Below are 10653 nucleotides of genomic sequence, written 5' to 3' on the forward strand. Positions count from 1 at the left end.
CAGCAGGAACTCCACCGTACCGGCGCCGACATAGCCGATCTCCTGGGCGGCGCGCACCGCGGCCTCGCCCATTTGCTGGCGCAGCGCGGGAGGCAGGTCGGGGGCCGGCGCTTCTTCCAGCACCTTCTGGTGGCGGCGCTGCACGCTGCAGTCGCGCTCGAACAGGTAGACGCCGTTGCCTTGGCTATCGCAGAACACCTGCACTTCGACGTGGCGCGGCTGGGTCAGGTACTTCTCGATCAGCATGCGCTCGTCACCGAACGCGGCGCGGGATTCCCGGCGGCAGCCGTCCAGGGCGGCCTGGAACTCGTGGTCGGATTCGACCACCCGCATACCCTTGCCGCCGCCCCCGGCGCTGGCTTTCAGCAGCACCGGGTAACCGATCTTGCCGGCTTCTTCCCTGAGCAGGGCATCGTCCTGCGCCTCGCCGTGGTAGCCGGGCACCAGCGGCACGCCGGCCTTAAACATGCGCGCCTTGGCCGACGCCTTGTCGCCCATGGCGGCGATGGCGCTGGCCGGCGGCCCGACGAAGACGATGTCGGCAGCCTCGCAGGCGGCGACGAAGTCGGCGTTCTCGGAGAGAAACCCGTAGCCGGGGTGGATGGCGTCGGCGCCGCTGCGCTGGGCGGCCTCGATCACCGCTGCGACGTTCAGATAGCTCTCCCGCGCGGGGGCGGGGCCGAGACGCACGGCCTCGTCGGCCTCGCGCACGTGGCGCGCGTTGGCGTCGGCATCGGAGTAGACGGCAATGGTGCGAAGCCCCAGGCGGCGGGCGGTGCGCATCACGCGGCAGGCGATCTCGCCGCGATTGGCGATCAGCACCGAACGTAGCGGGCGAGGCGCATTTGTCAGGCTCATGAGCGCGGTTCCTTGTTGTCCGAATGGCCGTCTTTATGCCTGTGGGTATCTCCGGTGGGCTGCCAGGCGGGTGGTCGCTTGTCGAAGAAGGCGGCGAGTCCCTCCTGACCTTCGCGGCTGACCCGCAGTTCGCTGATCGTGCGACAGCAGCGCTCACGGGTGGCATCGGAACCGGGGTCCTGGTCGACCCGGGCCAGCAGCGCCTTGGTGGCGCGCTGGGCCTGGGGCGAGGCGGCGAGCAGCCGATCGATCGTCTGGTCGATGTGGATATCCAGCTCCTGCCCATCCACCACCTCATGCACCAGGCCCAAGGACTGCGCGGTGGCGGCGTCGATCACCTCGGCGGTGAGCGCGTAGCGGCGCATCTGGCGCGGGCCGATAGCGCGCTGGACATAGGGGCTGATCACCGCCGGCGAGAGGCCGATACGCACTTCCGACAGGCAGAACGTCGCTCTTTCTGAGGCGATCACCACGTCGCAGCAGGCGGCAAGCCCCACCGCGCCGCCGTAGGCTGCGCCTTGCACCCGGCACAACGTCGGGCAGGGCAGCTCGTCCAGCTGCTGCATCAGCCGCGCCAGCTCGCGGGAATCCTTGAGGTTGTCGTCGAAGTCGTAGTCCACCATGCGCTTCATCCAGTGCAGATCCGCCCCGGCGGAGAAGTGCTTGCCGTCGGATGCCAGCACCACCAGCCGCACCTCGTTGCGCTCGGCCAGCGCGTGCAGGCGTTCGAGATGGGCGTTGAGCTCTTGGATCAACGCATCGTCGAAGGCGTTGTGAACCTCGGGCCGATCCAGCGTCAGCCGCGCGACGCCGCGGGAGTCGATCTCGAGTCTTGAGTAGGAAGTGATATCTGACATCTGGGGCCTCGTTAATAAAGCTTGAAGCTGGAAGAGCGGCGCTTCGCGCCTGGAAGCTGGAAGAACTCCCGATACCGTGTAGCCGAAGCGTTGGGAAGAGACTTCCAGCTTATAGCTTCAAGCTTCCAGCTCCCTTGCGTAGCAAGGGGCCTACATCCTAAACACGCCGAATCTTGTCTCTTCGACTTCTGCATTCATCGCGGCGGAGAGCGCCAGGCCGATCACGTCGCGGGTCTGCAGCGGGTCGATCACGCCGTCGTCCCACAGCCGGGCGCTGGCGTAGTAGGGGTGGCCCTGGCGTTCGTACTGTTCGCGAATCGGCGCCTTGAACGCCGCTTCCTCGTCTTCCGGCCAGTCGCTGCCGTCGCGTTCGAGCTGCTCGCGCTTCACCTGGGCCAGCACGTTGGCGGCCTGCTCGCCGCCCATCACCGAGATGCGCGCATTGGGCCACATGAACAAAAGGTTCGGATCATAGGCGCGGCCGCACATGCCGTAGTTGCCGGCGCCGAAGCTGCCGCCGATCAGCACGGTGAACTTGGGCACCTTGGCACAGGCCACGGCGGTGACCAGCTTGGCGCCGTGCTTGGCGATGCCCTCCTGCTCGTACTTCGAGCCGACCATGAAGCCGGTGATGTTCTGCAGAAAGATCAGCGGAATCTGGCGCTGGGCGCAGAGCTCGATGAAGTGGGCGCCCTTCTGGGCCGACTCCGAGAACAGCACGCCGTTGTTGGCGACGATCCCCACCGGATGGCCGCACCAGTGGGCGAAGCCGGTGACCAGAGTGTCGCCGTAGTAGCGCTTGAATTCGTCGAAGTCGGAATCGTCCACCAGCCGCCCGATCACCTCGCGGACGTCATACGGCTTGCGCAGGTCGGTGCCGACAATGCCGTAGAGCTCCGACGGGTCGAGCCGCGGCGGCGCGGATTTTTTCATCGCCAGCTGACCGCGCTTGTGCCAGTTGAGCCGGGAGACCGCGCGCCGGGCGAGCTGCAGCGCGTGGGCGTCGTTCTCGGCGTAGTGGTCGACCACACCGCTGATCTTGGCATGGACGTCGGCACCGCCCAGATCTTCGGCGCTGATGGTCTCGCCGGTGGCGGCCTTCACCAGCGGCGGGCCGCCGAGAAAGATGGTGCCCTGGCCGCGCACGATGATCGATTCGTCGGCCATCGCCGGCACGTAGGCGCCGCCGGCGGTGCAGGAGCCCATCACCACCGCGATCTGCGGGATGCCGGCGGCGGAGAGCGTGGCCTGGTTGTAGAAGATGCGGCCGAAGTCGTCATGGTCGGGGAAGACCTCGTCCTGTTCGGGCAGGTAGGCGCCGCCGGAGTCCACCAGGTAGAGGCAGGGCAGGCGATGCTTGCGGGCGATCTCCTGGGCGCGCAGGTGCTTCTTCACCGTCAGCGGGAAGTAGGTGCCGCCCTTGACCGTGGCGTCGTTGGCGACGATCACGCACTCCACGCCGCTGACCCGGCCGATGCCGGCGACCACGCCGGCGGCGGGCACCGGGGTGTCGTAGACCTCGTGCGCCGCCAGGGCGCCGATCTCCAGAAACGCCGAGCCCTCGTCGAGCAGATGGTCGATCCGGTCGCGGACGAACAGCTTGCCGCGGGACTCGTGCCGCGCGCGGGCCTTGTCGCCGCCGCCTTGGGCGATGCTGGCGGTCAGCGCGTGGAGCTTGTCGACCTCTGCCCGCAGCGCCTGGGCGTTGGCCTGGAAGGCCTCAGCGCGGGGGTTGATCTGGCTAGTCAGTATGGCCATGGAAATCCTCTTACGAGCTACGAGCTACGAGCTACGAGCAGTTCGAGGCTCGAAGCCCGAAGCTCGATGCTGATTTATGCCGATTCGGAGAACAGTTCTCGGCCAATCAACATCCGCCGAATCTCGCTGGTGCCGGCGCCGATCTCGTAGAGCTTGGCGTCGCGCAGCAGCCGCCCGGTGGGGTACTCGTTGATATAGCCGTTGCCGCCGAGCAGCTGGATGGCATCCAGCGCCATCTGGGTCGCCTTCTCGGCGCAGTAGAGGATCACCCCGGCGGCGTCCTTGCGGCTGACCCGGCCGCGGTCGCAGGCGCCGGCCACGGCGTAGAGATAGGCGCGGCAGGCGTTGAGCGTGGTGTACATGTCGGCGAGCTTGCCCTGGATCAGCTGGAACTCGCCGATCGCCTGGCCGAACTGCTTGCGCTCATGGACGTAGGGCACCACCACGTCCAGGCACGCCTGCATGATGCCGACAGGACCGGCGGCGAGCACCGTGCGCTCGTAGTCGAGCCCGCTCATCAGCACGCGCACGCCGCGGTTCTCCTCGCCCAGCACGTTCTCCGCCGGTACCTGGCACTCCTCGAATACCAGCTCGCAGGTGTTGGAGCCGCGCATGCCCAGCTTGTCGAGCTTCTGGGCGGTGGAGAAACCGGCAAACCCCTTCTCGACCAGAAAGGCGCTGATGCCCTTGGCGCCGGCCTCGGGGTCGGTCTTGGCGTAGACCACCAGCACGTCGGCGTCGGGGCCGTTGGTGATCCACATCTTGTTGCCGTTGAGCACGTAGTGATCGCCGTGCCTGTCGGCACGCAGGCTCATCGAGACCACATCCGACCCCGCGCCGGGCTCGGACATCGCCAGTGCCCCCACGTGCTCGCCGCTGATCAGCTTGGGCAGGTACCTGGCCTTCTGCTCGGGCGTGGCGTTGAGCTTGATCTGGTTGACGCAGAGGTTGGCATGGGCGCCGTAGGAGAGCCCCACCGAGGCGCTGGCCCGGGAGATCTCCTCCATGGCGATGCAGTGGGCCAGATAGCCCATGCCGCTGCCGCCATCCTCCTCGCCGGCGGTGATTCCCAGCAGGCCCATGTCGCCGAACTTCTGCCACAGATCCGCGGGGAAGGCGTTGTCATGGTCGATCTGGGCCGCGCGCGGGGCGATCTCGTCCCGGGCGAAGGCGTTGACCTGCTCGCGCAGCATGTTCAGCTCGTCGGCGAGCCCGAAATCGAGCTCGGTATAGGGGGCGTGCATGGTGGCATCCTCGCTGTCGGGTACAGCTTCTCCGTCTTGATACGTTGACGTTAACGTCAATATTCAGATGCGGCTAGAGCCCCTCGACCATGGTCTTAGGAGATGCCGCTCATCGAATGCCCTTCGGGTGGCTGACCGCCTCACGATCCAGCAGCAGGATCTTGCCGTCGGCCTCGGCGACGACCTCGTCGCGCTGATTGCAGCAACTACCCGCCAGCACCGCGATACCGCCGCGATGCCTGGGCTTGGGAACCAGCTCGGCGATCCGCCAGTTCACCGTCAGGGTGTCACCCGCGAAGACCGGGGAGAGAAAGCGGCAGGCGTGCTCCAGATAGGCCTCGGCGGTGGCGTAGAAGAACATGCCGATGGAGGCGGTCATGTAGGCCGAGGTCATCGGCCCGTGCAGGATGCGCTGGCCGAAGCGTGTCCGTTTGGCGAAGGCCTCGTTGCTGTGCAGCGGGTTGAAGTCGCCGAACAGGCCACAGGCCTGGACGATATGCGCCTCGGTGATGGTCAGGGTCTGACCGAAGGTGTCATCGATGGCGATCTCGTCGAAGGCGTTGCCGACAAAGTTCATGCGGTCACTCCAGGGCGCGGAAGGGGCGTGTTCATGGGGTCTCGTCGCGATCCAGCGTTCTCAGTGCCTTGCGCACGATCTTGCCGGTGGCGGTCATCGGGAATTCGTCGACGAAGTGGATCTCGCGCGGGTACTCGTGGGCCGCCAGGCGCGAGCGCACGTGCTGCTGCAGCGTCTCCACCAGTGCCGGGGTGGGTTCCCAGTCCTCGGCGAGCACCACGTAGGCGGCCACGATCTCGGTGCGCAGCTCGTCCGGCTTGCCCACCACGGCGGCCATGCGCACCGCCGGGTGGCCCAGCAGGCAGTTCTCGATGGGCGCCGGGCCGATGCGGTAGCCGGCGCTGGTGATGACGTCGTCGTCGCGGCTGAGGAAGGTGAAGTAGCCCTCGGCATCGCGAAAGCCCATGTCGCCGGTCAGCAGCCACTCGCCGGCGAACTTGGCCGCGGTCGCCACCGGCTTCTGCCAGTAGTGCAGGAACATCACCGGGTCCGGCGAGCGCACCGCGATATGGCCGGTCTCGCCATCGGCGAGGCGCTGGCCCTCGGCATCGACGATGGCCAGCTCGTGCCCCGGCACCGCCTTGCCGATCGCGCCGGGGCGGTGCACGTCGAGCGACGCGCAGGCCGACAGCACCATGTTGCATTCGGTCTGGCCGTAGAACTCGTTGATGGTGACACCGAAGGTCTCCCGCCCCCACGCCAGCAGCGCTTCGCCCAGGGACTCGCCACCGCTGGCGACGCTGCGCACGTCGAGCCGCCAGCGGCGTTGCGGCTGCTCGACACGGCGCATCAGCTTGAGCGCGGTCGGCGGCAGGAACAGGTTGCGCACGCGGTGGCGCTCGATCAGCGCGAACGCCGCCTCGGGCGAGAACTTGAGCATGCGGTGGGCGACGATCGGCACCGCGTGGTAGAGCGACGGCAGCAGCACGTCGAGCAGGCCGCCGATCCAGGCCCAGTCGGCCGGCGTCCAGAAACGGTCGCCGGGCTGCGGCAACAGGTCGTGGGACATCTCCACCCCCGGCAGGTGGCCGAGCAGCACCCGGTGGCCATGTACCGCGCCCTTGGGGCTGCCGGTGGTGCCGGAGGTGTAGATGATCAGCGCCGGGTCGTCGGCGCGGGTATCGCGGGTGACGAAGGCGTCGCCGGCGGCGGCCAGCTCGGCGTGGAAGTCGAGCGCGTCAGCGGTGGGCCGGCCCGCCCCGGGCACGGCATCGACGGTGTAGATCGCGGTCAGCGCCGGCAGCTGGTGGCGGATCTCGTCGAGCGTCGCCATGCCGCGCGCATCGCTGACGATGGCGCGCATGCCGCAGTCGGCAAGCCGGTGGTGCAGCGCCTCCGGGCCGAACAGGCTGAACAGCGGCACCGCGATCGCCCCCAGCTTGAAGCAGGCCAGATGCGCCAGCGCGGTTTCGTGGCGCTGGGGCAGCAGCACACCGACGCGGTCACCGGGCTGAACGCCGTGGGCGATCAGGCTGTTGGCCAGCCGGTTGGCGCCGAGCTTGAGTTCCAGGAAGGTGATCTCGCGGGCGCTGCCGTCGTCGTGGACTTCGATCATCGCCAGGCGCTCCGGGTCCTCCGCCCAGCGGTCGCAGCAGACGACGGCGATATTGAACTGCGCCGGCACCTCCCACGCGAAGTCATCGTAGAGGCGGTCGTACTCGACCCCTGGCGTCAGCAGTGCGGTGGGTTGGGCGTCGTTCATCGGCTCAAAAACTCCCGAACAGGGTGCCCAGGGTGATCACCGCGACCAGCGTGATCATCGGCACCACGATGGTGACCATGGCGATGTTGGGATAGGACTGACGGTGGGTGAGGCCGCAGATCGCCAGCAGCGTGATCACCGCGCCCGAGTGAGGCAGCGTGTCCATGCCGCCGGCGGCGATGGTGGCGACCCGGTGCAGCAGTTCGGGGTTGAGACCGACCGCGTTGGCCATGCGCAGGTAGTCGTCGCCGAGCACGCTGAGGGCGATGCTCATGCCGCCGGAGGAGGAACCGGTGATGGCGGCCAGCACGTTCATCGACACCGCCTCGGAGATCAGCGGGTTGCCGGGGGCGAGGCTGAGCACCGCATCGCGGATGACCACGAAGCCGGCCAGGCTGGCGATCACCGCGCCGTAACCCACTTCGGAGGCGGTGTTGAACACCGGCAGCATCGAGCCGAAACAGCCCTTGTTGATGGTCTCCTTGAGGTCCGCCCAGTGCCGCCAGCGGGTGACGACCAGCCAGGCACACGACACCAGCAGCGCGATGATGATCGCCCACAGCCCGAGCATCGAGTTGGGATCGAGGGCGCCGAAGCGCGCTTCCGGCAGCTGCGAGAAATCGAGGCTCGGCAGAATCCAGTAGGTCAGCAGGCCGTTGAGCAGGATCACCATCACCAGCGGCGTGAAGGCGGCGACGGTGCCGATGACGGGCACCTCGGCGACGTCGATCTTCTCGTTGGGGTGATGGCCGTAGTCCTCGCCCTGGCGCATCGCCTTGCTGGCACGGGACTGCAGCCACCAGGTGCCAAGCCCCAGCATCAGGCAGCCGGCGATGATGCCGAGCCCCGGCGCGGCGAAACTGGTGGTCTGGAAGAACGGGATCGGGATCGCGTTCTGGATCGCGGGCGTCCCCGGCAGGGCGGTCATGGTGAAGGTGAACGAACCCAGCGCGATGGCACCGGGGATCAGCCGCTTGGGCGTGCCGGTCTCGCGGAACAGCGCCGCGCCGATGGGGAAGACCGCGAACGCCACCACGAACAGCGATACGCCGCCGTAGGTCAGGATGGCGCAGGCCAGCACCACGGTCAGCACCACGTGGCGGGTGCCGAGGCGCTTGATGATCCAGTTGGCGATGGCATGCGCGGCGCCGGAATCGGCCATCAACTGGCCAAACAGGGCGCCGAGGATGAACAGCGGGAAGAACTTGATCAGATAGCCGCCGAGCGCACTCATGAAGGTGCCGGTGTAGATCGGCAGCAGCAGCCCGGCTTCCCCGGACAGCAGCACCGCCAGCGACGCCATCAGCGGCGCCAGCAGCAGCACGGTGATGCCGCGATAGGCGAGGACGATCAGCAGGATCAGCGAGACAACGATAGCCAGTGTACTCATGGGTCGATGGCCTTGGTCGGAGCTCCGTCACCATGACTGGTAGCGAGAGCATTGTTGTTGTGGATGGACGTTGTTGTGGATGGACGTCGTTGTGAATGGGCGTTGTTATGGTTGAGAGTTGCTGTGGATAAGTCGTGGGTAAGTCCCGGTAAGGGTGTGAATAAGCACGCCTGCCCGATTCGGGACCACGTCGAGACGAGATGACGATAGGTATTGATTAACGTTAACGTCAACGTGTTAATACGAGAACTAGCCTAAAGAGGGAGGCGTCGGCCTCCTCCGCTGTCGTCACCGGAGATCCCTGTCATGTCGATCTGGAAACGCGAATCTTCCCTGGAAACCCTCGCCGCCGAGTGCCGGCGGACGCTGGTCGAGCATATCGGTATCGAGTTCACCGAGCTGGGTGAAGAGAGCCTGCGCGGACGCATGCCGGTGGATGCGCGCACCCACCAGCCCTACGGCCTGCTCCACGGCGGCGCCTCGGTGGTGCTGGCGGAGACGCTGGGCAGCATTGCGGCGAACCTTTGCCTGGCCGACGAGAGCAAGATGGCGGTGGGCCTGGAGATCAACGCCAACCACGTGCGCGCGGTGCGCCAGGGCTGGGTCGAGGGGTGCGCCCGGCCGCTGCATATCGGTGGCACCACCCAGCTGTGGGAGATCCGCATCGAGGACGAGCGCGGCCGGCTGGTGTGCATGTCGCGGCTGACCATGGCGGTGGTCAATCGGGGCTGACTCACTGACGCCGTCAACCCAGGGCCGAACGCGCGGGTGGCTACGCTTCGCGCTTTTCCAGCATGGCGGCGATCGTCGCGGTGTGCTGGTCTCCCCAACTGCACAGTGGCCTGAGCGCTTCGCACAGGCTGTGGCCAAGCGGCGTCAGTGCGTAATCCACGCGGGGAGGAATCTCCCCGTGATCCGTCCGCGACACGACGCCATCCCGCTCCAGCATCTTGAGCTGCTGAATCAGCATCTTGTGACTGATGCCACGGATGCTGCGCTTCAGTTCGCCGTAGCGCAGCGAGCCACCCGCCAGGAAGTGGAGGATAAGCGGCTTCCACTTGCCGCCCATGACATGGAGCGTGGCGTCGAGACCACAGATGAAAGGCGAGGGTGCCAAGGGTTTCTCGTTCATTTTGATACTTACCAAAAGGTGCATACTTGTAGAAAAGAATGTTAATTCTTAACCTGCCTCCTCTCAATACCAGGAGTGCAGACGGATGGGTAAGCTACAGGGAAAGACCGCCGTGATCACCGGCGGCGCATCGGGAATCGGCCTGGCCACGGCGAAGCGCTTCACGGCGGAGGGGGCGTTCGTCTATCTCTTCGGGCGCAGACAGGAAGCGCTCGACGCGGCAGTGGCCGAGCTCGGCTCCCATGCGCGTGCCGTCCGGGGCGACGTCACGAAGTCGGCAGATCTCGATCGCCTGTTCTCGGCGGTGAAATCCGAAAGGGGCAGTCTCGATATCCTGGTCGCGAATGCCGGGGTCGGTGAGCTGGTGGCTCTCGGTGCGATCACACCCGAGCATTTCGACCGGACGTTCGATATCAACGTCAGGGGCACGCTGTTCACGGTGCAAAAGGCACTGCCTCTGATGCCAGCCGGCAGTTCGATCATTCTGACGGGGTCGACGGTGGGGGTGACGGGGACGCCGGCAATGAGCGTCTACAGCGCCTCCAAGGCGGCCGTTCGCAATCTCGCCAGGAGCTGGGCCCAGGATCTCCGAGGCAGCGGTATTCGGGTTAATGTGCTCTCTCCCGGCCTGACGGAGACGGACACGGTGAAAGGGCTACTGAACGACGACATCCTCACCGGACAGATGCAGGCAACGCCACTGGGACGGATGGGGGATCCCGCCGAAACGGCCGCGGTAGCCGCGTTTCTCGCTTCCAGTGACAGCAGCTACATGACCGGTGGCGAGGTCTTCGTCGATGGCGGCTACGCCCAGGTATAGCGTCATCGAGTGCGATCGTCGTGGTGTGGCAATCCGAAGTGGCCGGTTGCCTGGGTCGCGGTGGGACACGACTTGGCGGTTGATCAGGCCGTGCCCGATGGCGACTCCAATCCCAGTTCGTGACTGGTGGCCTTACGCATGCGGAATTTCTGCACCTTGCCGCTGACGGTCATGGGGAATTCGTCGACGAACCGGACGTAGCGCGGGATCTTGTGGTGGTCGATACGGTCGCGACAGTAGGCGCGGATCGCCTCCTCGTCGAGCTCGGCGCCCTCCACCAGCCGGACCCACACCGCCACCGCCTCGCCGTACCTG

General features: G+C 66.5%; 10 protein-coding genes and 1 pseudogene. 2 read left to right on the forward strand and 9 right to left on the reverse strand.

All coding sequences use genetic code 11. The annotated features are described in order from the left end of the window. The 7 genes from Q0602_RS06745 to Q0602_RS06775 all read right to left on the reverse strand — a co-directional run. A partial coding sequence (locus Q0602_RS06745) for a biotin carboxylase N-terminal domain-containing protein (RefSeq protein WP_298840646.1) occupies positions 1-858 on the reverse strand: 858 nt, incomplete at its 3' end. Next, positions 855-1715 (reverse strand): enoyl-CoA hydratase/isomerase family protein, encoded by an 861-nt coding sequence (locus Q0602_RS06750; RefSeq protein WP_298840649.1) that lies wholly within the window; start codon positions 1713-1715, stop codon positions 855-857. The genes Q0602_RS06745 and Q0602_RS06750, both read right to left, overlap by 4 nt. Before the next feature lie 150 nt (positions 1716-1865). Then, positions 1866-3473, reverse strand: a complete 1608-nt coding sequence (locus Q0602_RS06755; protein WP_298840652.1) for a carboxyl transferase domain-containing protein — start codon at positions 3471-3473, stop codon at positions 1866-1868. 74 nt (positions 3474-3547) lie between these two features. Then, complete coding sequence (locus tag Q0602_RS06760; RefSeq protein ID WP_298840655.1) at positions 3548-4717, reverse strand: isovaleryl-CoA dehydrogenase; 1170 nt, start codon at positions 4715-4717, stop codon at positions 3548-3550. Between the two features lie 109 nt (positions 4718-4826). Next, positions 4827-5294: a MaoC/PaaZ C-terminal domain-containing protein gene (locus Q0602_RS06765; RefSeq protein WP_298840658.1), complete on the reverse strand. Its 468-nt coding sequence runs from the start codon at positions 5292-5294 to the stop codon at positions 4827-4829. A gap of 31 nt (positions 5295-5325) precedes the next feature. Continuing rightward, complete coding sequence (locus Q0602_RS06770) at positions 5326-6996, reverse strand: acyl-CoA synthetase (protein ID WP_298840660.1); 1671 nt, start codon at positions 6994-6996, stop codon at positions 5326-5328. A gap of 4 nt (positions 6997-7000) precedes the next feature. Next, entirely contained in the window at positions 7001-8386 is a 1386-nt protein-coding gene (locus Q0602_RS06775) for a GntP family permease (RefSeq protein ID WP_295040287.1), read from the reverse strand. 306 nt (positions 8387-8692) lie between these two features. Here Q0602_RS06775 and Q0602_RS06780 point away from each other — a divergent pair, with 306 nt between their 5' ends. Further along, positions 8693-9118, forward strand: coding sequence for a hotdog fold thioesterase (locus tag Q0602_RS06780; RefSeq protein WP_298840662.1), 426 nt, complete (start codon positions 8693-8695; stop codon positions 9116-9118). 40 nt (positions 9119-9158) lie between these two features. Here the strand turns inward: Q0602_RS06780 and Q0602_RS06785 are convergent, their stop codons facing one another. Then, a complete protein-coding gene (locus tag Q0602_RS06785) occupies positions 9159-9503 on the reverse strand; it encodes a helix-turn-helix domain-containing protein (RefSeq protein WP_298840665.1) in 345 nt (114 codons plus the stop codon). 100 nt (positions 9504-9603) lie between these two features. Between Q0602_RS06785 and Q0602_RS06790 the strand changes: the two genes are divergently transcribed. After that, positions 9604-10338 carry an SDR family NAD(P)-dependent oxidoreductase gene (locus Q0602_RS06790; protein WP_295040292.1) on the forward strand — a complete coding sequence of 245 codons (735 nt, stop codon included), beginning with the start codon at positions 9604-9606 and terminating at the stop codon, positions 10336-10338. An 83-nt stretch (positions 10339-10421) separates the two neighbouring features. On the opposite strand, the pseudogene Q0602_RS06795 reads toward Q0602_RS06790, so the two are convergent. After that, positions 10422-10653: pseudogene (locus Q0602_RS06795) on the reverse strand (AMP-binding protein); the annotation flags it as partial.

The organism is uncultured Salinicola sp., from assembly GCF_937921195.1.
Lineage (GTDB): Bacteria > Pseudomonadota > Gammaproteobacteria > Pseudomonadales > Halomonadaceae > Salinicola.

Bases quoted from the DNA above. Each gene is read 5' to 3' on its own strand.
- Q0602_RS06750 (WP_298840649.1), bottom strand. From the start codon at position 1,715: ATGTCAGATATCACTTCCTACTCAAGACTCGAGATCGACTCCCGCGGC.
- Q0602_RS06770 (WP_298840660.1), bottom strand. From the start codon at position 6,996: ATGAACGACGCCCAACCCACCGCACTGCTGACGCCAGGGGTCGAGTAC.
- Q0602_RS06755 (WP_298840652.1), bottom strand. From the start codon at position 3,473: ATGGCCATACTGACTAGCCAGATCAACCCCCGCGCTGAGGCCTTCCAG.
- Q0602_RS06765 (WP_298840658.1), bottom strand. From the start codon at position 5,294: ATGAACTTTGTCGGCAACGCCTTCGACGAGATCGCCATCGATGACACC.
- Q0602_RS06780 (WP_298840662.1), top strand. From the start codon at position 8,693: ATGTCGATCTGGAAACGCGAATCTTCCCTGGAAACCCTCGCCGCCGAG.
- Q0602_RS06760 (WP_298840655.1), bottom strand. From the start codon at position 4,717: ATGCACGCCCCCTATACCGAGCTCGATTTCGGGCTCGCCGACGAGCTG.
- Q0602_RS06790 (WP_295040292.1), top strand. From the start codon at position 9,604: ATGGGTAAGCTACAGGGAAAGACCGCCGTGATCACCGGCGGCGCATCG.
- Q0602_RS06775 (WP_295040287.1), bottom strand. From the start codon at position 8,386: ATGAGTACACTGGCTATCGTTGTCTCGCTGATCCTGCTGATCGTCCTC.